At 70.1% G+C, this 19,211-nt stretch carries 20 protein-coding genes; 11 read left to right on the top strand and 9 right to left on the bottom strand.

Translation table 11 applies throughout. From position 1 onward, the window contains the following. The first annotated feature begins 115 nt into the window (after nucleotides 1-115). Together ACGFNP_RS58270 and ACGFNP_RS58265 are read left to right on the top strand one after the other, a co-directional pair. On the top strand, nucleotides 116-790 hold the full coding sequence (locus ACGFNP_RS58270; RefSeq protein WP_393333375.1) for a hypothetical protein: 675 nt from the start codon (nucleotides 116-118) through the stop codon (nucleotides 788-790). A gap of 71 nt (nucleotides 791-861) precedes the next feature. Then, nucleotides 862-2,604, top strand: coding sequence for a proline--tRNA ligase (locus ACGFNP_RS58265; RefSeq protein ID WP_358338505.1), 1,743 nt, complete (start codon nucleotides 862-864; stop codon nucleotides 2,602-2,604). A 50-nt stretch (nucleotides 2,605-2,654) separates the two neighbouring features. Here the strand turns inward: ACGFNP_RS58265 and ACGFNP_RS58260 are convergent, their stop codons facing one another. From ACGFNP_RS58260 to ACGFNP_RS58245, 4 genes are read right to left on the bottom strand one after another with little or no spacing between them, the layout of a single operon-like run. Next, complete coding sequence (locus ACGFNP_RS58260; protein WP_358338502.1) at nucleotides 2,655-4,160, bottom strand: tripartite tricarboxylate transporter permease; 1,506 nt, start codon at nucleotides 4,158-4,160, stop codon at nucleotides 2,655-2,657. A 1-nt stretch (nucleotide 4,161) separates the two neighbouring features. Further along, nucleotides 4,162-4,620 (bottom strand): tripartite tricarboxylate transporter TctB family protein, encoded by a 459-nt coding sequence (locus ACGFNP_RS58255; protein ID WP_393333370.1) that lies wholly within the window; start codon nucleotides 4,618-4,620, stop codon nucleotides 4,162-4,164. Then, the gene (locus tag ACGFNP_RS58250) at nucleotides 4,617-5,600 is read right to left on the bottom strand and encodes a Bug family tripartite tricarboxylate transporter substrate binding protein (protein WP_393333367.1); all 984 of its coding nucleotides are present in this window, start codon (nucleotides 5,598-5,600) and stop codon (nucleotides 4,617-4,619) included. The genes ACGFNP_RS58255 and ACGFNP_RS58250 overlap by 4 nt, the downstream gene beginning before the upstream one ends. Further along, the gene (locus tag ACGFNP_RS58245) at nucleotides 5,597-6,451 is read right to left on the bottom strand and encodes a PHB depolymerase family esterase (protein WP_358338493.1); all 855 of its coding nucleotides are present in this window, start codon (nucleotides 6,449-6,451) and stop codon (nucleotides 5,597-5,599) included. The genes ACGFNP_RS58250 and ACGFNP_RS58245 overlap by 4 nt, the downstream gene beginning before the upstream one ends. 68 nt (nucleotides 6,452-6,519) lie before the next feature. On the opposite strand from ACGFNP_RS58245, the gene ACGFNP_RS58240 reads away from it, so the two are divergent. Next, nucleotides 6,520-7,566, top strand: coding sequence for a DUF5937 family protein (locus tag ACGFNP_RS58240; protein ID WP_393333364.1), 1,047 nt, complete (start codon nucleotides 6,520-6,522; stop codon nucleotides 7,564-7,566). Between the two features lie 78 nt (nucleotides 7,567-7,644). On the opposite strand, the gene ACGFNP_RS58235 is transcribed toward ACGFNP_RS58240, so the two are convergent. Both ACGFNP_RS58235 and ACGFNP_RS58230 read right to left on the bottom strand, forming a co-directional pair. Beyond that, the gene (locus ACGFNP_RS58235; RefSeq protein ID WP_358338488.1) at nucleotides 7,645-8,073 is read right to left on the bottom strand and encodes a ferritin-like domain-containing protein; all 429 of its coding nucleotides are present in this window, start codon (nucleotides 8,071-8,073) and stop codon (nucleotides 7,645-7,647) included. Further along, nucleotides 8,073-8,555, bottom strand: a complete 483-nt coding sequence (locus ACGFNP_RS58230; protein ID WP_393333361.1) for a hypothetical protein — start codon at nucleotides 8,553-8,555, stop codon at nucleotides 8,073-8,075. Before ACGFNP_RS58230 ends, ACGFNP_RS58235 begins: the two co-directional genes overlap by 1 nt. A 220-nt stretch (nucleotides 8,556-8,775) precedes the next feature. Between ACGFNP_RS58230 and rimP the strand changes: the two genes are divergently transcribed. The 8 genes from rimP to truB all read left to right on the top strand — a co-directional run bounded on the left by rimP (nucleotide 8,776) and on the right by truB (nucleotide 16,788). Then, nucleotides 8,776-9,267, top strand: coding sequence for a ribosome maturation factor RimP (gene rimP, locus ACGFNP_RS58225; protein WP_219538728.1), 492 nt, complete (start codon nucleotides 8,776-8,778; stop codon nucleotides 9,265-9,267). Between the two features lie 12 nt (nucleotides 9,268-9,279). After that, the gene (gene nusA, locus ACGFNP_RS58220; RefSeq protein ID WP_308127551.1) at nucleotides 9,280-10,284 is read left to right on the top strand and encodes a transcription termination factor NusA; all 1,005 of its coding nucleotides are present in this window, start codon (nucleotides 9,280-9,282) and stop codon (nucleotides 10,282-10,284) included. Continuing rightward, complete coding sequence (locus ACGFNP_RS58215) at nucleotides 10,268-10,582, top strand: YlxR family protein (RefSeq protein ID WP_393333357.1); 315 nt, start codon at nucleotides 10,268-10,270, stop codon at nucleotides 10,580-10,582. The genes nusA and ACGFNP_RS58215 overlap by 17 nt, the downstream gene beginning before the upstream one ends. Nucleotides 10,583-10,694: 112 nt before the next feature. After that, nucleotides 10,695-13,877: a translation initiation factor IF-2 gene (gene infB, locus ACGFNP_RS58210; RefSeq protein WP_358338473.1), complete on the top strand. Its 3,183-nt coding sequence runs from the start codon at nucleotides 10,695-10,697 to the stop codon at nucleotides 13,875-13,877. Nucleotides 13,878-13,997: 120 nt separating this feature from the next. Beyond that, complete coding sequence (locus ACGFNP_RS58205; RefSeq protein ID WP_219538722.1) at nucleotides 13,998-14,294, top strand: DUF503 domain-containing protein; 297 nt, start codon at nucleotides 13,998-14,000, stop codon at nucleotides 14,292-14,294. A gap of 42 nt (nucleotides 14,295-14,336) precedes the next feature. Next, entirely contained in the window at nucleotides 14,337-14,813 is a 477-nt protein-coding gene (rbfA, locus tag ACGFNP_RS58200) for a 30S ribosome-binding factor RbfA (protein WP_219538720.1), read from the top strand. 8 nt (nucleotides 14,814-14,821) lie between these two features. Continuing rightward, nucleotides 14,822-15,916 (top strand): bifunctional oligoribonuclease/PAP phosphatase NrnA, encoded by a 1,095-nt coding sequence (locus ACGFNP_RS58195; RefSeq protein WP_358338470.1) that lies wholly within the window; start codon nucleotides 14,822-14,824, stop codon nucleotides 15,914-15,916. Continuing rightward, nucleotides 15,916-16,788: a tRNA pseudouridine(55) synthase TruB gene (gene truB / locus ACGFNP_RS58190; protein ID WP_358338467.1), complete on the top strand. Its 873-nt coding sequence runs from the start codon at nucleotides 15,916-15,918 to the stop codon at nucleotides 16,786-16,788. The genes ACGFNP_RS58195 and truB overlap by 1 nt, the downstream gene beginning before the upstream one ends. 10 nt (nucleotides 16,789-16,798) lie before the next feature. Here the strand turns inward: truB and ACGFNP_RS58185 are convergent, their stop codons facing one another. The 3 genes from ACGFNP_RS58185 to ACGFNP_RS58175 all read right to left on the bottom strand — a co-directional run bounded on the left by ACGFNP_RS58185 (nucleotide 16,799) and on the right by ACGFNP_RS58175 (nucleotide 19,192). Further along, entirely contained in the window at nucleotides 16,799-17,473 is a 675-nt protein-coding gene (locus ACGFNP_RS58185) for a fibronectin type III domain-containing protein (protein WP_393333352.1), read from the bottom strand. Between the two features lie 5 nt (nucleotides 17,474-17,478). Continuing rightward, on the bottom strand, nucleotides 17,479-18,063 hold the full coding sequence (locus ACGFNP_RS58180) for a hypothetical protein (protein ID WP_358338461.1): 585 nt from the start codon (nucleotides 18,061-18,063) through the stop codon (nucleotides 17,479-17,481). A 112-nt stretch (nucleotides 18,064-18,175) separates the two neighbouring features. Further along, a complete protein-coding gene (locus ACGFNP_RS58175) occupies nucleotides 18,176-19,192 on the bottom strand; it encodes a TRM11 family SAM-dependent methyltransferase (protein WP_393333349.1) in 1,017 nt (338 codons plus the stop codon). Nucleotides 19,193-19,211 lie beyond the last annotated feature (19 nt).

The raw sequence follows: 19,211 nt of genomic DNA, 5'->3' as shown, positions 1-19,211 counted from the left end.
AAGCGATTGCTTGATTACATACGGTTGTCCTAAATTTGCCTTTTCTGTACAGGCACATAATCTGATTACGGTCGTTCCCAGAAGTTCTCGGGGGAGGGATGACCAGGGACTGGAGATGAAAGAGACAGCACTCGACTATGCCGAGTTCGCCGCATACGAGCGGCGACTACGCCACATCGAGCGACACGTAGTAGCGGCTTTCCTGGGTGGACTGGCCGTCGGCCTGGTCGGCATATTCGCCTCCGACCGGATGCCCCAGTGGCTCGGCCAGCTCTATGAGCCTTATATGTACCTGGCCCTGGCACTGGTCGTCGGGGCGAGCGCGGCGGGCTTCGGGTGGGCGCTGCTCACCACGTTCCTGGCCGCTCTGTCCATGATCGTCGCGACGCTCGGCGGCAACATGCTGCGCGGCGGGACGGACATCGGCCCTGTCGCCGGTGAGCCCGCGGTCGGGTTGAACTGGGCGCTGGTCCTGCTGGTCGGGGTGGGGCTGCTCGCCTACGTGACGAGCCGGACTGACGTCTGGGGCGATGTCGCCGCCGGTGTCATCGGGGCCCTGCTGCTCGCCGACACGGTCGACCGCGCGACGCCCGGCTTCATCGACAGCGAGCCCGCGTTCTGGCCCGGTCCCGCGATCGTGATCGGTGTCCTGTCCGTCGCGCTGGTGCTGGCAATGCGCAGGAGCCTGGCGGGCCGGGTGCGCGCGCTGGCGCTGGCGGCGGTCCTGACCGCCCTGTTCGCGGTCGAGGTGACCGGCGCGCTGGCCGGCTGGATCCCCATCGCCGGATAAGGCCGCGCGGTAGGTTGCTCCGAGTCGATAGCCTGTAGTCCTCCATGTCCGGGCCCCACCAAGGAGTAGCCGTGTTGCTGCGCATGTCGTCGTTGTTTCTTCGCACCCTGCGGGACGACCCGGCAGACGCGGAAGTGCCGAGCCACAAGCTCCTGGTCCGCGCCGGTTACGTCCGGCGGGTGGCGCCCGGCATCTACTCGTGGCTGCCCCTCGGCAAGATGGTGATGGAAAACGTCGCCAAGGTCGTCCGCGAGGAGATGAACCGGATGGGCGGCCAGGAGGTGCTGTTCCCCGCCCTGCTGCCGCGCGAATACTACGAGGCCACCGGCCGCTGGACCGAATACGGTGACACGCTCTTCCGGCTCAAGGACCGCAAGGGCGCCGACTACCTGCTCGGCCCCACGCACGAGGAGCTCTTCGCCGACATGGTCAAGGGCGAATACTCCTCGTACAAGGACTATCCGGTCACGCTCTACCAGATCCAGACGAAGTACCGCGATGAGGCCAGGCCCCGCGCGGGCATCCTGCGTGGCCGCGAGTTCCTGATGAAGGACGCCTACTCCTTCGACCTCGACGACGACGGGCTCAAGCACTCCTACGAGCAGCACCGCGAGACCTACATCCGGACGTTCGACCGGCTCGGCATCAGCTACAAGATCGTGTTCGCCACGTCGGGCGCGATGGGCGGCTCGGCCTCCGAGGAGTTCCTGGCGCCCACGCCCACCGGCGAGGACACGTTCGTCGCCTGCCACTCCTGCGGCTACGCGGCCAACGCCGAGGCCGTCACCACGACCGCGCCCCCGGTCGTCGCCCTCGACGGGCTGGAGTCGCAGCGCGTCCTCGACACCCCCGACACCCCGACCATCGAGTCCCTGGTGTCGTACGTCAACGAGCACCACGGCCTGTCGATCACCGCCGCCGAAACGCTGAAGAACGTCGTCGTCAAGGTCACCACGCCCGGCTCCGACAAGGTCGAGACGCTGATCGTTGGCGTGCCCGGTGACCGCGAGGTCGACTTCAAGCGACTGGAGGCCGCGCTGGCCCCCGGCGAGCCCGCCATCTTCGAGGCCGAGGACTTCGCCAAGCACCCCGGCCTGGTGCGTGGTTACATCGGGCCGCAGGTCCTGCGCGACCTCGGCATCCGCTACCTCGTCGACCCCCGCGTGGTCACCGGCACCTCCTGGGTGACCGGCGCCAACGAGCGCGGCAAGCACGCCGCCGGCGTGGTCGCGGGCCGTGACTTCACCCCCGACGGCACGATCGAGGCCGCCGAGGTGCGCGCCGGAGACCCCTGCCCCCGCTGTGGCTCGCCGCTGTCCATCGACCGCGGCATCGAGATCGGGCACATCTTTCAGCTCGGCCGTAAATACGCCGACGCGGCCGGGCTCGACGCCCTGGGCCCGGACGGCAAGCCGATCCGCATCACGATGGGTTCCTACGGCATCGGCGTCTCGCGGGCCGTGGCGGTCATCGCCGAGCAGGCCCACGACGAGCTCGGGCTGGTGTGGCCGCGCGAGGTCGCGCCCGCCGACGTGCACATCGTGGGCACGGGCAAGGACAACCAGATCGAGGCGGCCCTCGAGCTGGCCGCCGACCTGGAGGCACGCGGGCTGCGCGTCCTCGTCGACGACCGGACCGGGGTCTCGCCGGGGGTCAAGTTCAAGGACGCCGAGCTCCTCGGCCTGCCCACGATCGTGGTCGTCGGCCGCGGGCTGGCCCAGGGCGTGGTCGAGCTCCGAGACCGCGTCTCGGGCACCAAGGAGGAGATCCCCCTCGACACGGCCGCCGACCGCGTGCTGGCCGCCTGCTCATAAGGCAAGAACACGGCTCCCCCGCCACTGGCGGGGGAGCCGTGTTTTTTGCGTCAGTCCATCGCCGCGGGCATCTTGATCTTGCCGCGGCGGCGGAGCACCACGGGCCCGATCAGGCAGGCGGCGGCGATCACGAGGATGGCCAGTGACACGGGCCGGGTGAAGAACACCGCCGGATCCCCTTCGCTGAAGGCCAGCGCCCGCCGGAACTGCACCTCCATCAGCGGCCCGAGCACCGCCCCGAGGATCAGCGGCGCCACCGGATAGCCGGCCCGCCGCAGCACGAACCCCACCAGCCCGAACCCGTACGCCACCAGGATCTCGAACACGCTCTGCGAGGTGGCGTAGACGCCCAGCGTCGCGAACGTCAGGATCGCCGCCGTCAGCAGCGCGGCGGGCACGCTCAGCAGCTTCACCCACAGCCGGATCAGCGGCAGGTTCAGCACCAGCAGCATCACGTTGCCGATGTAGAGGCTGGCGATCAGCGTCCACACGAGCACCGGCTGCTGGTCGAAGAGCTGTGGTCCGGGCTGCACGTTGTAGATCTGGAAAGCGATCAGCAGCATGCTGGCCGTGGCCGACGTCGGGATGCCGAGCGTGAGTAGGGGCACCAGCACGCCGGAGAACGCCGCGTTGTTGGCCGCCTCAGGCCCCGCCACACCCTCGATGGCGCCGTGGCCGAACTCCTCCGGGTTCTTCGCCAGCCGCTTCTCGACGTTGTAGCTGAGGAACGTCGGCAGCTCGGCGCCGCCCGCGGGCAGCGAGCCGATCGGCAGGCCGAACGCGGTGCCCCGCAGCCATGGCCGCCAGGACCGGCGCCAGTCGTCACGGGTCATGCCGATGCGTCCGGTCACCTTCACCGGCGCCTGCTCCTGCCGGTTGCGCTGGGCCGCGGTGGCGACCGCCTCGGCCACGGCGAACAGGCCCACGGCCAGCGCCACGACCGGCAGCCCCTCGTACAGCTCGGGGACGCCGAAGGCCAGGCGCGGCTGGCCGGTCATCTGGTCGATGCCCACCATGCCGATCGCCAGCCCGAGGAAGAGGCTGGACAGGCCGCGCACGATCGAGTCGCCCATGAGCGAGGTGACGGTGACGAAGGCGAGCACCATGATCGAGAAGTACTCGGCGGGCTGGATCGACTTGGCGATGGCCGACATGCCCGGCGCCAGGAACGTGATCACCACGGTGGAGATCGTGCCCGCGACGAACGAGCCGATGGCCGCCGTGGCCAGCGCGGCCCCGGCCCGGCCCTTCCGCGCCATCGGGTACCCCTCCAGCGTGGTGGGGATCGACGCCGTCTCGCCGGGGATGTTGAGCAGGATCGCGGTGGTGCTGCCGCCGTACATGCCGCCGTAGTAGATGCCGGCGAACATCACGAACGCGCCCACCGGGTCGAACACCATGGTCAGCGGCAGCAGCAGCGCGATCGTCGTGGCCGGGCCGAGGCCCGGCAGCACACCGACGAGCGTGCCGACGGTGACGCCCAGCAGGCCGAGCAGCAGGTTCTGCAGGGTGAGCGCGTGCGCGAAGCCGTCGAGCAGGTGGCCCAGTACGCTCATCTCAGATCGCCAATCTGATCAGGCCGGGCGGCAGAGTGATGCCCAGCACCCGGTCGAACAGCAGGTACGTCGCCAGCGCCAGCAGCAGGCCCACGACCAGGTCGCGGACCAGCTTGCGGCTGCCGAGCACCCGGGCGACCGCGACGAAGAACAGCGTGGTGGCCTGCCAGTAGCCCACGGGCACGAGCAGGGCCGCGTACAGGGCGAGCGTGCCGATGAGGAGCAGCACGGGAGGCCAGTGGATCCCCTCGTCCTCGCTCTCTCCCTCGCTGCTCACCGGAGCGCGGAACGCCTGCGCCACCCCGATCACCGCCACCACCGCCATGCCGATGCCGACCAGGAGCGGGAAGGCCCGGGGGCCGACGGCCTGGTAGCCGCCGCTGTCGGGGATCATGAACGCCTGCGCCAGCACGACCAGCGCGACCGCCAGGAACCCGGCCGACACGAGCCGGGTGGTCATTTGCCCAGTCCAAGCTCGCCGAGGATGGTGGTGATCTGACCGCGCTGCTCGGTGAGGACCTGCTTGAACGAGTCGCCCGGGGTCCAGGCGTCGACCCAGTTGTTCTGCTTGAGCACCTGCTGCCAGCACGACGTCTGCCGCATCTTGTCGACCATCTTGACGATGTCCTGCTGCTGCGCGGCCGACAGCCCCGCCGGGGCGAGCACGCCGGCCATCGTGGAGATGGCCTGGTCCGAGAGCCCGAGCTCCTTCAGCGTCGGCGCGTCGACGCCCTCGATCCGCTTGTCGCCGTCCACCGCGAGCGCCCTGAGCTCTCCGGCCTGGAGCTGCGCGCGGAGCTCGGCGACGGTGTCGATGCCCGCTGTGGCGGCGCCGCTGAGCAGCAGGTTCATCGACTCGCCGCCGCCCGACGTGGGCACGTAGTTGACCTGCTTGGCGTCGATGCCCTGGCCCTTGGCCAGCCCCGCCACCGTCATCTGCCCGGGGCCGCCGAGCGAGCCGCCGGTCCACTTGACGCCGTGCGGGTCCTTCTTCATCGCGGCGAGCAGCGACTTCAGGTCTTCGTACGGCGCCGACTTCGGCACCACGATCGCGCTCGGCCCCCTGCTCAGCCCCGCGATGGGGGTGAGCGTGGTCAGGTCGACGGGCGAGTGGTTGTTGACGATGCCGCCGAGCATGGTCGCGCTGTCCATGACCATGAGCTGGTAGGGGTCGCCCTTGCTCTTGGCGAACTGGGCGAGGCCGATCGTGCCGCCCGCGCCGGGGACGTTGACGACCGTGGCCTTCGCGGTGGTGATCTTGCACTGGCTGAGCGCGCCGGCGATGCCGCGGGCACGGGTGTCCCAGCCGCCGCCGGGGCTGCCCGGCGCCATGATCGTCAGGGGCTTGCTCGGGTATTCGGCGCCCGCCGCGGTGCTCTCGCCGACCGCGCAACCGGTGGCCAGGACCGTCAGGGCGGCGGCGGCAACAATGACCTTCATGAGTTCTCCCGGGGGGTGAGGATCGAGGTGAAGAAGTCCTTGACCGGCTCCAGCACGCTCATCGGCTGGTGCGCGACGCCTGGCACGACGTCGAACCGGACGTTGATGCCGTGCGCGGCGAAGTTGTCACGCAGCGCCGCCAGCCGTTCGACACGGGTGGTCCCGTAGGCGTCGGCGCCGTCCATCCAGTTGGCGTCGCCCTGGTTGTTGATCTCCCAGGTCTCGACGTCCTCGGCACCCACGACCATCTGTACCGGCACCGCCCCGAGCTCTTCGATCCTGGGCGGCTGGCCGAACTCCTCCTCGAACCCCTTGAGCCCGATCCACCATGGGCTGTCCCAGTCGATGTACGATATCCGCCCTGGTGCACCAATTGACACGCCGGACAACCGGTCCGGATGCAGGTAGGCGAACCGATGGGCGAACTGACCGCCGCCGGAGAAGCCGTGCAGGAGGAATCGCCGGGTGTCGACGTTGAAGCGTTCGCCGACCTCGTCGACCATCGCCAGCAGCACATGGTCGAAGCGGATGCCGCGGTAGTGGATGAACTTGAAGCCGTGCAGGTCCTCCGAGTCCTCGATGCCCGCGGGGAACAGCGGCGCCAGAACCAGGCAGCCCTGCTGCTCACCCCACTCGGCGAGGTTGTCGCGGTACTGCGGCCCGCGCCGTCCCGTCCCGTGCTGCATCACGGCGAGCGGTACCGGCGGGCCGTCGGGCGAGTGGGCCGTCGGCACGTAGAGGCAGTAGGAGAAGCGCTGGTCGTATCGGGAAGCGAAGATCGTGGTGGAGCCGCTGAAGTAGAACTCCTTGGGGTGCTTGACTCCGCCGGTTTCGTGTAGTGCCTTGGCCATGGCGCCACAGCCTGGACATATATCCAGTTTCGGACAAGGAGATTGTCGCCAACGCGGTAATGTACAGGGTGCCTGTCACGCTCCTCCTGTCCTCCACCGACTCGGCCTCGATCACCGTTCGTGTCTCGCCGCTGGCCGAGCTCTGCGCCTGCCTGCACGCGCTCGACGAGCCGGGACACCACCCCGCGGCGGCCCGCTGGGTGGGCAGGGTCCACACCGAGATCGACGAGGACCTACTGGCCAGGGCCACGGCGTGGGCCCCGCTGTGGAGCGCGTTCCGGGCCCGCTACCTGCTGCCGCTGTCGGCCGGCCGCGCAAGGACGCTCGAGGACGAGCTGGCCGAGATCGAGGCGCTGCCGATCGGCGACTTCACCGCGATGACCCTCCAGGCGCTCGTCGGCAAGAACGGCGCCGGTCTGGGCGGCAACGTGCTCCAGCGCCTCAGGCTGATCTCCTCCAGCAGGGTGGAGCTCGGCACCCGGGTGCACGACGACCCCGAGGGCTTCAGGCGCGAGCTGACCGGCTTCCTGGCGGACTTCGCCGCCGCGGCGTTCGAGGCGGACTGGCCGGGGCTGCGGACGGCGCTGGCCGCCGAGGCCGCCGGGCGCGAGCGGGCGATCGCCGTACGCGGCCCCCTGGCGATCGCCGACTTCCCCACCGCCACGGCCGTCGAGGGCGGCGGCAGGATCGTCCTGGACAAGCTCTACAACGCCACCGTCCCCATCGGCGCCGACCGCCCCTGCCTGCTCGTACCCAGCCTGTACGGCCGGCCGCACTTCGTGGTCAAGCACTACCCGGGCTATCCCGTGGCCATCCAGTACGGCGTGGGCACCTCCGCCGGGCTGTCACTGGAGACCGCCCGGCAGCGGCTGGCCGTGCTCCAGCACCCGACCCGGCTCAAGCTCTGCTACGCCATTCTGCGCAACCCGGTGGCCACGGCCGAGCTCGCCAACCAGCTGGGCATGACCGCGCCACAGGTGTCGAGGCACCTGCGCCACCTGAGGGAGGCCGACCTGGTGCACGTGCACCGGCGGGGCTCGGTGGTCTACTACCAGCTCGACGCCGAGGCGATCGAACGCCTCGGCTCCGACCTGCTGGCGGTCCTCTACCGCTGACCGGGGATCAAAGGGCCCGGAGAGCGGCTCGTCACCGCGTCCGATGAGCGGCCCGTCACGGCGCGCGGTGAGCGGCGCTCAACCGGTGGGCCGCGACATGCCGGGGAAGGCCGTGGTGACCACCGGGCGGAAGCCGTAGGAGCGGTTCACCGACTCCTGCATGGCCAGGGCGGCGTAGCGGCGCAGCGACGCGTCGTCCGACGCCACCAGCTCCAGATAGGCCGCCGTGATGCCGGTCTCCACGTAGACCGCGAGGCGGATCGCCTCCGCCGACGTGGACGGCACGATCGGCAGGGTGTAGCCCGCCTCCGGCTCGGACGGCGTGCCGCCCCGGGCGGTGATGGCGGCCCGCAACTGGTCGCGCCTGGCCCGATGGGCGTCGAACGCCGTCGTGACCCGCGAGCGCAGCGAGCCCGTGGTGCGCGCGCCGATCAGCCCGTACGCGAAGACGGCGGCATGCTCGGCCGCCAGCGCCTTACGCAGCTTCTCCACATCGGCCGGCGTCATCACGCCGACCTCGGCAGAGCCAGGGCGTGGGCGGCCTCGCAGGCGCCGATGCTGGCGATGAGCTGGGCCAGTGGCGGCGAGACGCCGGCGAGCTGACGCACGCGCAGCGCCGCCGACTTGCGCTCGGCGTCGCGCAGCCGCGACAGCGACGTCTTGGGCGCCGGAGTGGCCGTCTGAGAGCTCCGGGGCGCCGGAGTGGCCGTGTGGGAGCCGCCGGGCAGGCGTTTGCGCAGCTCGACGAGGTGCGCCTGGTGGCGGTCGCGGAACGGCGTCAGCTTGGTCTGACCGGCCGCGATCAACGTGGAGTAGAGGGCGATCGTGTGTTCCTTGTCGGCGATCAGCTGCCGCAGCAGCACCCGCTCAGGATCCTCCGCCGGGGTGGGCGACGGCTGGGGGACGTCGGACGCGCCGCATCCCGACAGAGCCGCGGCCGCCGCTCCGCCCGCCAGCACGGCTCGCCGTGATAGGAAACGCGGGCGCACGGGCAGGGACCTCCTGTAAACGGAACGCAGATAGCATCGTACGGTCTTGCGCCCGCTCCCAGTGTCAGGCGACGCTCGCCATTCGCCCGTGCCGAGTGGCGCTCTCTTCGTGCCCTCGTACAGATAGGGTGTCAACTGTCGTAGCTGGCTGAGCAGCCAGGCGGCAAGTGAGCCAGAGGCGAGGTCCGCCCGGCTGAGACATGACAATAGGGAGGTCGATATGGGCAGCGCATCACCCCGCGACCACCTGAGGAAGCTCCTTGAGCCCGTCGTCAGCGCGGAGGGCCTCGACCTGGAGGACGTCACGGTCACCCAGGCCGGCAAGCGCCGGCTGCTCCGTGTGATCGTCGACCGCGACGGCGGCGTGAGCCTCGACGACGTGGCCGACGTCAGCCAGGCCGTCTCCGCGGCGCTCGACGACACCGACGCGATGGGCCAGTCGGCCTACACGCTGGAGGTCTCCTCGCCGGGCGTCGACCGTCCGCTGACCGAGCCGCGTCACTGGCGGCGCGCGGCCAAGCGGCTGGTGAAGGCGGAGATGAGAGATGGTTCCGTGGTGGAGGGCCGAGTGCGCTCCGCTGACGAGAGCGGCGTCGAGCTCGACGTCGACGGCGCGGATCGCCGATTCGACTATCAGGACCTGACCCGTGGACGGGTGCAGGTGGAGTTCCGCCGGTTCGACGACGAAGACGTCGACGGCGACGAAGGCTAAGGGGAAAGCCTCGTGGACATCGACATGAGCGTCCTGCGCAGCCTGGAGCGGGAGAAGGACATCTCCTTCGACCTGGTCGTCAAGGCGATCGAAGACGCGCTGCTGATCGCTTACTTCCGCACCGAAGGTGCCGCGCCCAAGGCGCGGGCGGAGCTCGACAGGACGAGCGGGCACGTGACCATCTACGCCGCCGAGCTCGACGACGAGGGCGAGATCGTCAGGGAGTTCGACGATACGCCGGGCAACTTCAGCCGGATCGCGGCGACCACCGCCAAGCAGGTCATCCTGCAGCAGCTGCGCGACGCCGAAGACGAGATCAACTTCGGCGAGTTCGCCAGCCGCGAGGGCGAGCTGGTCTCCGGCGTGATCCAGCAGGGCAAGGACCCGCGCGTGGTGCTGGTCGACCTCGGCAAGATCGAGGCCGTGCTGCCGCACAACGAGCAGGTGCCCGGCGAGGACTACGTGCACGGCGAGCGCATCCGCGCCTACGTCGTGCAGGTGAAGAAGGGCCACAAGGGCCCCTCGGTCACGCTGTCGCGCACCCATCCTGGCCTGGTCAAGAAGCTGTTCGCGCTGGAGGTGCCGGAGATCGCCGACGGCACGGTGGAGATCGCCGCCGTCGCCCGCGAGGCCGGTCACCGCACCAAGATCGCGGTCAGGTCGCGCAGGCAGGGCGTCAACGCCAAGGGCGCGTGCATCGGCCCGATGGGCTCGCGCGTGCGCAACGTGATGACCGAGCTGCACGGCGAGAAGATCGACATCATCGACTGGTCAGAGGACCCCGGCGAGTTCGTGGGGAATGCCCTGTCGCCCGCCCGCGTTTCCCACGTTGAGGTCCTCGATCTCGAAGGCCGGGTCGCGCGGGTCACCGTGCCCGACTACCAGCTTTCCCTGGCCATCGGCAAAGAGGGGCAGAACGCCCGGCTTGCCGCCCGGCTCACGGGATGGCGGATCGACATCCGGCCTGACACCCAGGCCGAGGATGCTGCCGGTTCCGTAGATGCGTCAACACGGTAAGCTGGAATATGGTGGCCACGCGGCTCCACAGCGCACCTGTGTGGGCTGCAGGGTCCGTACGGCTAAGTCCGACCTGCTCCGCTTGGTGCGGGTCGAGGATCACGTGATCCCTGACCTGCGAGGACGTCTTCCTGGTCGAGGTGCGTCACTGCATCCGACCAAGAAGTGTCTGGAGCTTGCCGAGCGTCGCCGAGCGTTCCTGCGCGCGTTCCGCGTGCCGGGGCCGCTTGACATCTCGCGAGTGCGGGCGCACCTGGAGAAGGAGAACCACGAAATGTCATGTAGGACGCCGAGTTGATGGGCGGAGTCAGATTGCTATGAGCGCCTGATGAGCACGCGGCGATGAAGACGTCAAGGTAGCGACGGTCCGGACGGCACAGCCAGCCTCCCGGGCCGAGTAAGGGAGTGCAGTGGCGAAGGTCCGGGTATACGAGCTCGCTAAGGAGTTCGGCGTAGAGAGCAAGGTCGTCATGGCCAAGCTCCAGGAGATGGGGGAGTTCGTCCGTTCGGCGTCCTCCACCATCGAGGCGCCGGTGGTCCGCAGGCTCACCGAAGCATTGGGCGCATCCAAGGGTGGGTCCTCTAGGGGCGGCGGTTCGTCGTCCAAGCCGCAGCCGCCAAGGGCTGCTCCCCGGCCGGCGGACAGCCAGGCCGGTAACGGCGTCGCGGAGGCGCCGACCCCAACATCAACTCCGCGTCCTGGTCCGGGTCCCCGGCCCGGTCCCCGTCCGGGTCCCGCGGCTCCTGCCCCGGCCCCGACTCCGGCGCCCGCGCCGGCTCCCGCGGTCAGCAGTCAGCCGCGCCCGCCGGTGCCGATGCCACACCAGCCGCAGCCTGAGGCCGAGCGTGGCGACACCTCCGGCGCCCCGCAGGCGCGTTTCGACAGCGGCACCCGTCCCGCGCCCGCTCCGGGCGCCCCCGCTCCGGGCCCGCGTCCCGGTCCCGCCGCCCGTCCGGGTCCCAAGCCCGGCCCCGCGGCGCGTTCCGGCGCGCCCTCCGGCGGCGGCGGTCCGGCGGCTCCGCGTACCGGTGGCGCCCCGTCCGGCGGCGGTCCCCGTCCGGGTCCCGGCGGTCCCAAGCCGGGTCCGCGCGGCCCGCGTCCGGGCAACAACCCGTTCTCCTCCAACGCCAGCGGCATGGGCCAGTCCCGGCCGCCGCGTCCCGGTGGCAACCGTGACGGTGCCCCCAGTGGCGGTCCCGGGCAGCGCGAGCGTCGTGACGGTCCGCCGCGCGACGGCGCGAGCCCGCGTCCCCCGCAGGGTCGTGGTGGCGGCGAGGGCGGTCCCCGTCCCGGTGGCCCGCGTCCTGGTCCGCCCGGTGCGGCCGGTCCGCGTCCCGGTCCCGGTGCGGGCGGTCCCCGTCCCGGCGGTCCGCGTCCCAACCCGATGATGATGCCGCAGGGTCGTCCCGCCGGTCCCGGTGGTGGCGGCGGCGGTGGCCGTCCCGGTGGCGGTGGCGGCGGCGGTCGTCCCGGTGGCGGTGGCGGCGGTGGCCGTCCTGGCGGCGGTGGCGGCGGCGGTCGTCCCGGTGGCGGTGGCGGCGGTTTCGCCGGCCGTCCCGGTGGCGGCGGTGGCGCCGGTCGTCCGGGCACGAGCACCGGTGGTCCCGGTGGCGGCGGCGGTTTCGCCGGTCGTCCCGGTGGTGGCGGTCGTGGTCGCGGTGGCGGCACGGCGGGCGCGTTCGGTCGCCCCGGTGGCCGTCCCACGCGTGGCCGCAAGTCCAAGCGCCAGAGGCGCCAGGAGTTCGACAACATGTCGGCCCCGGCGATCGGTGGCGTGCAGGTCGCTCGTGGCAACGGCGCGACGATCCGCCTTCCGCGCGGTGCGTCGCTGTCCGACTTCGCCGACCGGATCGGTGCCAACCCCGCCGCGCTGGTGCAGATCATGCTGCACCTCGGCGAGATGGTGACGGCCACCCAGTCGGTCAACGAGGAGACGCTGCAGCTGCTCGGCTCCGAGCTCGACTACAACATCCAGGTCGTCAGCCCGGAGGAGGAGGACCGCGAGCTTCTCGAGGCCTTCGACATCGAGTTCGGCGAGGACGAGGGCGACGAGGCCGACCTGGCCGCGCGTCCGCCGGTCGTGACCGTCATGGGTCACGTCGACCACGGTAAGACCAAGCTGCTCGACGCCATCCGCAAGACCAACGTGGTGGCGCGCGAGGCGGGTGGCATCACCCAGCACATCGGCGCTTACCAGGTCTCCACCGAGCACGAGGGCGAAGAGCGCAAGGTCACCTTCATCGACACCCCGGGTCACGAGGCGTTCACCGCCATGCGTGCCCGTGGTGCCAAGGCGACCGACATCGCGGTGCTGGTGGTCGCGGCCGACGACGGTGTGAAGCCGCAGACGATCGAGGCTCTCAACCACGCCCAGGCGGCCGACGTGCCGATCGTGGTCGCGGTCAACAAGGTCGACAAGGAGGGCGCCGACCCCAACAAGGTCCGTGCCCAGCTCACCGAGTACGGCCTGGTGGCGGAGGAGTTCGGCGGCTCGACACTGTTCGTCGACATCTCCGCCAAGAACGGGACCGGCATCGAGCAGCTGCTCGAGGCCATCCTGCTCACCGCGGACGCCGAGCTCGACCTGCGCGCCAACCCGGCGATGGACGCTCAGGGCATCGCGATCGAGGCTCACCTCGACAAGGGCCGCGGCCCGACCGCGACCGTCCTGGTCCAGCGCGGCACGCTGCGCGTCGGCGACTCGATCGTCTGTGGCGAGGCCTACGGCCGCGTCCGGGCGATGCTCGACGACAACGGCGACCTGGTCGAAGAGGCCACGCCGTCCCGTCCGGTCCTGGTGATGGGTCTGACGGCCGTGCCGGGAGCGGGTGACAACTTCATCGTCGTCACCGACGACCGGATGGCCCGCCAGATCGCCCAGCAGCGCGCGGCGCGCAAGCGCAGCGCCGACATGGCGAAGTCGAGCCGTCGCCTGACCCTTGAGGAGCTGTTCAGCAACCTCGAGAAGGGTCGCGTCGACGAGCTCAAGCTCATCATCAAGGGTGACGTGTCCGGCTCGGTGGAGGCCCTGGAAGACGCCCTGCTCAAGATCGATGTCGGCGACGAGGTCAGGCTCCGTGTCCTGCACCGCGCCGTCGGTGCGATCACCGAGTACGACGTCAACCTGGCCGTCGCCGACGACAACGCGGTCATCATCGGCTTCAACGTCCGGCCTGAGCCCCGGGCGCGCGACCTGGCCGAGCGCGAGGGCGTCGACATCCGCTACTACTCGGTCATCTACCAGGCGATCGAGGAGATCGAAGCGGCGCTCAAGGGCATGCTCAAGCCCGAGTTCGAAGAGGTCCAGATGGGCACCGCCGAAGTCCGCGAGGTCTTCAAGGTGCCGAAGATCGGCAACGTCGCCGGTTCGCTGGTCCGCTCCGGGACGATCGTGCGCAACAGCAAGGCCCGGATCATCCGCGATGGCGTTGTCATCGCCGACAACCTGACCGTCTCGTCGCTGCGTCGCTTCAAGGACGACGCGACCGAGGTCCGCGAGGGCTTCGAGTGCGGTATCGGGGTCGGCTACAACGACATCCGGATCGACGACGTCATCGAGACGTTCGAGATGCGGGAGAAGCCGCGCGCGTAACACGCGGCCGGGCGCCCGGCGGACCATCCGCCGGGCGCCTCTCGCACGCCTGGACCTGCTTTCCACCGCAGCGGGGCCGGGGTGCGCTTCACACACCAGGACAAGCGGTGGTTACCAACGATGTATGTGGGTGCTCTGACCCTGGACATCCTGCTCGGTGACGTACATTCGCTGAAGCAGAAGCGTTCCGTCGTGCGACCCCTGGTCGCCGAGTTGCACAGACGCTTTCCCGGCGTCGCGGTGGCCGAGACCGGCCATCTCGACCTGCACCGCAGGGCGGAGGTCGGCATCGCCGTAGTCTCGGCGTCGGCGGGCAACTGCAAAGAGGTATTGGATGCTTGCGAGCGTCTGGTGGCCTTCCGCCCCGAGATCGAGTTGCTGTCGGCCAGACATCGGCTTTACAACGACGAAGATTGAACGACTGCACGACCTCCGGGTCGTGCGTGAGGGGGAGCGAACATGGTGGATGCAGCACGAGCGCGCAAGCTCGCCGACCGCATCCAGCAGATCGTCGCTGAGATGCTGGAGCGCCGGATCAAGGACCCGCGCCTGGGCTTCGTCACCGTGACCGACACGCGCATCACCGCGGACCTGCGTGAGGCCACGGTTTTCTACACGGTGTTCGGCTCCGACGCCGAGCGGGCCGACACCGCGGCCGCCCTCGAGAGCGCTAGAGGCATCATCCGCTCCGAGGTGGGCCGGCAGACCGGTGTCCGCTTCACGCCGTTGCTGGAGTTCAAGCACGACCCGCTGCCCGACAGCGCGCGCCAGCTCGACGATCTGATCAACGCGGCCAAGGCGAGGGACGCCGAGGTGGCCCGCAAGGCTGAGGGCGCGGCCTACGCCGGCGACCCGGACCCCTACCGCAAGCCGGAGGAGGACGACGAGCCGGACCTCAGCGGCAAGCCTGACGAGGACGGGCAGCCGGCGACGTGACGCCCGACGTGCGTGACAGAACCGGTCGCCCGTCCCGCGTGGATCCGGGCACGTTGGGGCAGGGCCTCAGTCCGGCCCTGCCGCCCACCGGCCCGGAGGGCGCGCTGCCGCCCTCCGGCTCGGTGATCCCCGAGCCCGCCTGGCGGCGCGCGCTGGACCTGATCGGCAAGGCCGACGAGATCGCGCTGGCCTGCCACGTGTCGCCGGACGGCGACGCGCTCGGCTCGATGTTGGCCACCGGCTCGGTGCTGCGCGCCCTGGGCAAGCGGGTCGTCGCCTCCTTCGGCGACCGGCAGTTCGCCGTGCCGCGCCTGCTGCGCTTCCTGCCCGGCCAGGACCTGCTGGTGCCGCCGGCCGACGTCCCGGCGGAGCCGGAGCTGATGATCACGTTCGACTCCTCGACGCCCGACCGGCTGGGCCTGCTGGGCGCCAACACGGCCAAGGCCCACGAGGTCATCGTGATCGACCACCACCTGTCCAACACCGGCTTCGGCACACTCAGCCTCATCGACCCGCACGTCGCCGCCACGGCCGTGCTGGCCGAGCAGCTGATCTACCGCCTTGGCGGCAGCCTGGACCGTGACATCGCCACCTGCCTGTACGCCGGGCTGGTGACCGACACCGGCTCGTTCCGCTACTCCTCGACCACGCCCGAAGTGCACCAGATGGCCGCCCGGCTGGTCGCCACTGGGCTGCGTACCGACGAGATCGCCCGCGAGCTGTGGGACCGTTCCCCGTTCGGCTACCTCAAGGTGCTCGCCGCCGCGCTCGACCGGGTGTCGCTGGAGGACCACCTGGTGTGGACGTATGTCCCCCGGGTAGACCGGGCCGCGTACGGGCTGCCGTACGCGGAACTGGAGGGTCTCATCGACATCGTGCGGCGCACTGACGAGGCCGAGGTGGCGGCGGTGCTCAAGGAGGACGACCACGGAGCCTGGCAGGTGTCGACCCGCTCCAAGGGCGCGGTCGACGTCGGCTCGATCTGCGCCGAGTTGGGCGGTGGCGGCCACCACAACGCGGCCGGATTCACCTCGCACGTCAGTGTCGAGGACACCATGGCGGCGTTCCGCGCGCTGCTCGCGAACGCGGACGGAGTAGCTTGATGGCCGAGAGCGGCTTGATCATCGTGGACAAGCCCGCCGAGTGGACGTCCCACGACGTGGTGGCCAAGCTGCGGCGGCTGGCCGGCACCCGGCGGGTGGGCCACGCGGGCACGCTCGACCCGATGGCGACGGGGGTGCTCGTGGTCGGCGTGGAGAAGGCGACCCGGCTGCTCGGCCACCTGGCGCTGACCGAGAAGGTCTACGAGGCCACGATCCGGCTCGGTGTGACCACCAACACCGATGACGCCGAAGGCCAGGTCACCTCGACGGCCCCGGCGGCCGAGGTTGACCCCGCCGCGGTTCAGAAGGGCGTCGACGCGCTCACCGGCGAGATCATGCAGGTCCCGCCACAGGTCAGCGCGATCAAGGTCGATGGGCAGCGGGCGTACAAGCTGGCCCGTGCGGGTGAGGACGTCGAGCTGGCCGCGCGGCCCGTCACCGTGCGGGAGTTCTCGGTGCTGGACATCAGGGCGCACGACGACGTCATGGACATCGACGCCGTGGTGACCTGCTCCAGCGGCACCTACATCCGCGCGCTGGCCCGCGACCTGGGCGCCGGGCTCGGCGTCGGCGGGCATCTGACGGCGCTGCGCCGCACCCGGGTCGGCCCGTACGACCTGTCGCGGGCCAGGACCATCGAGCGGCTGACCGAGGAGTGCGTGATCCTGCCCATCGGGGAGGCCGTGTCCGCGGCGTTCCCGCGCTGGGACCTCACCGCCGAGGAGGCCAGGGTCGTCAGCCACGGCGGGCGGTTGCCCGCGGCGGGGCTCGGCAAGGGCCCGATCGGCGTGTTCGGGCCGGAGGGCGAACTGCTCGCGCTGGTGGAGGAGCAGGGCCGCATCGCCAAGCCCCTGGCCGTATTCATTTCCTAAAGTTCATTTCTTAGCCCTTGGTCGTCTGATGGACGATGTTCGATGGCGGCTCGTAGCGGAAGGCGCGCACCCGGTAGGACGCGCGGCTCTCCTCGGGCAGCGTGATCAGGCCGAAGGCGTTGACGTCCGGATCTAGGGCGGCGACCACGCGGAAGTCCGGCCGGCCCGACGGCCGGTCCTCCAGCAGGAAGCCCTCCTCGTCGGCGGTCCGGTCGGTCCACCGGAACGCGACCCCGTCGGCCTGCGTGACGGTGGCCGTCAGGTCCGACGGCGCCGCTCCCTCGCTCCTGACCGGCCGCGCCCCTTTCGGGCCGCCGGGGATCGTCCGCGGCTGCGACCAGCCGGATTCCGGCTTGGCGTACGGCCCGCCGCCCAGCGCCACGTCGACCGGGGTGGAGGCCTGCCCGTAGTAGGGCCGCACCCGGTAGTAGAACGGCGTGCGCGGGATCAGATCAGGATGGGTGTACGTGGTCTGCTCCGGCGGCAGGAACCCCAGGATCGTGTACGGACCCCCTGGCTCGGTGGCGAACTCGATGACCTGCCCGGAGGCGTCCGGATCGCGACCCGCCCAGCGCAGCGTGATGTCGGTCGGCGACACGAGCGTGGCCGTCAGCTGGACCGGCGCCTGCCGTGGAGTCGCGCAGGCGGCCGCGAGCAGGAGCAACGCCACCAGGGCTGCTCTCATCGCCGCTACTTGCGCCAGAACTGGATGCCGCTCCACTCGACCGTGGCGGGACCCTTGCCGCTACCGGTCCGGTAGGCGCCGAACTTGTCGTAGAAGCTGCCGCTCTCACTCGACACGGTGTGCTTCAGCGACCCGTTGATGTAGGTCCGATGGGTGCTGCCGACCACATGAACGGTGTTGACGCGGACCGTCGTGCCGATCGTGGCGCCGGTGGCGATCGTGTCGCCGCCGTGCACGGAGTAGAGCCGGCCGCCGCGTTCGACGGCGAGCATGAAGAACGGGCCCGTCGTCTTGAACGTCTGCTTCAGGCTGATGCGGGTTCCTTCGAGACTGGTGATCTTGAAGTAGCCCTCGAACTGGCGGGTGCCGCTGGAGTAGGTGGCGTAGCGCCGCTCGGCTCGCTGGTCGCCGCTGCCGGTGGAGCAGTTCAGCTTGAAGGTCAGGTCGCTGACATCACCGCAACCCCGCTCCTGGACGGTGAACGTCGGCTCGTATGAGGTCCAAGGTCCGGACTCCACGGGGTCGGCCGAGGCGGGCAGGGCCGGGACGAGTAATCCGATGGCTAGCGCGCCCGTGGTGAGTAATCGCATGGATTCCTCCTGATTAGGAAACTTTCCTATCAGGATTCATGGGATCACTTACCACACTCACTCGTCAAGAGCGGTGACGTGAGCTGTCGGAAGCGAGAAGGGATCCGATCTCTTATGGCTTGCGGGCCACCATGATGTCGCGGACGATCGCCTGGTCGACCCAGTGCTCGAAGTCGGGCAGATCGACCACGTCGAGCCCCGTCTTCGTGAGGATCCCGGCCAGCTCGTCGCGGGTGCCGCCATAGGTGTTCCACGAGATGCCGATGGCGCCGCCGGGCCGCAGCAGCTCCGCCCAGACGGGCGCGGCCTTCCTGATCAGCTCCAGCGGGCTGCGGGACAGCCCGCCGCCGCCCCTGCTGCCGTGCTGCACGCCGTAGGGGGTGTCGGTCACCACGACGTCGAAGGAGTGCGGCTTGAAGAACTCGCGGCTGCGCAGGGTGTCGGCGTTGACCACGGCGACGCGCTGCGTGTCGCCGGACTTGAACGCCTCCTTCGACGGGCTGAAGGCGATGTTCAGCCGCCGGCCGACCAGTGCCCGCTCACGTCGTACGGGGACGGTCTCGGCCGTGTGCTTGAACCGCTTGTTCTTCAGCCAGGTCTTGAGGAAGCCGGAGTACGCCTCGAAGTCCTTACCGTCGACATCAACCCCATAGGCGTCATATCCGTACATGAGGGCCTGGTTGAGCGTGGTGCCGCGCCCGCACAGCGGGTCGAACACCGACAGCCGCTCGTCCAGCCGCCGGTCGCCGGCCAGCACCGTGACGTTCAGCAGCAGCTTGGTGAAGTGCTCGTTCGTCTTGCCGGCGTACTTCTGGATCGTGATCAAATCGCTGCTGAGCCGGTCGAGCGGCGCCATGGTGAGCGGCCGCAGCAGCTCGCCCTCGATCCCGTAGAGCGCGTAGACCGACGAGAGGTTGGACAGCAGCGCGATGTCGCCGTCGGCGAGCGGCGCGGCCGTCTCGAAGGTCACGTACGGCAGGCCGCCGATCACCCGCTCCTCGGCGGCCGACACCTCGGTCCGCAGGGCTCGCCGGCCGAAGACGGCCAGCTCGGCGAGGGTCAGGCGGACCGAGCTCTCGCCGTAGACCCGGTTGTAGGCAGGCAGGATCAGAAGTGCGTATCGAGGCATGGTGCGGCCGATCGTACCC

Source organism: Nonomuraea sp. NPDC049269, assembly GCF_043197155.1.
In the GTDB taxonomy this organism is placed as follows: domain Bacteria; phylum Actinomycetota; class Actinomycetes; order Streptosporangiales; family Streptosporangiaceae; genus Nonomuraea.
Note: the sequence above shows the minus strand (reverse complement) of the source record. Positions and strands in the feature narration are given on the sequence as shown.

Excerpts from the sequence above, each read along its gene's own strand:
- ACGFNP_RS58270 (WP_393333375.1), top strand. The coding sequence starts at position 116 with ATGAAAGAGACAGCACTCGACTATGCCGAGTTCGCCGCATACGAGCGG.
- ACGFNP_RS58260 (WP_358338502.1), bottom strand. The coding sequence starts at position 4,160 with ATGAGCGTACTGGGCCACCTGCTCGACGGCTTCGCGCACGCGCTCACC.
- ACGFNP_RS58255 (WP_393333370.1), bottom strand. The coding sequence starts at position 4,620 with ATGACCACCCGGCTCGTGTCGGCCGGGTTCCTGGCGGTCGCGCTGGTC.
- ACGFNP_RS58250 (WP_393333367.1), bottom strand. The coding sequence starts at position 5,600 with ATGAAGGTCATTGTTGCCGCCGCCGCCCTGACGGTCCTGGCCACCGGT.
- ACGFNP_RS58245 (WP_358338493.1), bottom strand. The coding sequence starts at position 6,451 with ATGGCCAAGGCACTACACGAAACCGGCGGAGTCAAGCACCCCAAGGAG.
- ACGFNP_RS58235 (WP_358338488.1), bottom strand. The coding sequence starts at position 8,073 with ATGACGCCGGCCGATGTGGAGAAGCTGCGTAAGGCGCTGGCGGCCGAG.
- rimP (WP_219538728.1), top strand. The coding sequence starts at position 8,776 with ATGGGCAGCGCATCACCCCGCGACCACCTGAGGAAGCTCCTTGAGCCC.
- ACGFNP_RS58215 (WP_393333357.1), top strand. The coding sequence starts at position 10,268 with ATGCGTCAACACGGTAAGCTGGAATATGGTGGCCACGCGGCTCCACAG.
- ACGFNP_RS58205 (WP_219538722.1), top strand. The coding sequence starts at position 13,998 with ATGTATGTGGGTGCTCTGACCCTGGACATCCTGCTCGGTGACGTACAT.
- rbfA (WP_219538720.1), top strand. The coding sequence starts at position 14,337 with ATGGTGGATGCAGCACGAGCGCGCAAGCTCGCCGACCGCATCCAGCAG.
- truB (WP_358338467.1), top strand. The coding sequence starts at position 15,916 with ATGGCCGAGAGCGGCTTGATCATCGTGGACAAGCCCGCCGAGTGGACG.
- ACGFNP_RS58185 (WP_393333352.1), bottom strand. The coding sequence starts at position 17,473 with ATGAGAGCAGCCCTGGTGGCGTTGCTCCTGCTCGCGGCCGCCTGCGCG.
- ACGFNP_RS58180 (WP_358338461.1), bottom strand. The coding sequence starts at position 18,063 with ATGCGATTACTCACCACGGGCGCGCTAGCCATCGGATTACTCGTCCCG.
- ACGFNP_RS58175 (WP_393333349.1), bottom strand. The coding sequence starts at position 19,192 with ATGCCTCGATACGCACTTCTGATCCTGCCTGCCTACAACCGGGTCTAC.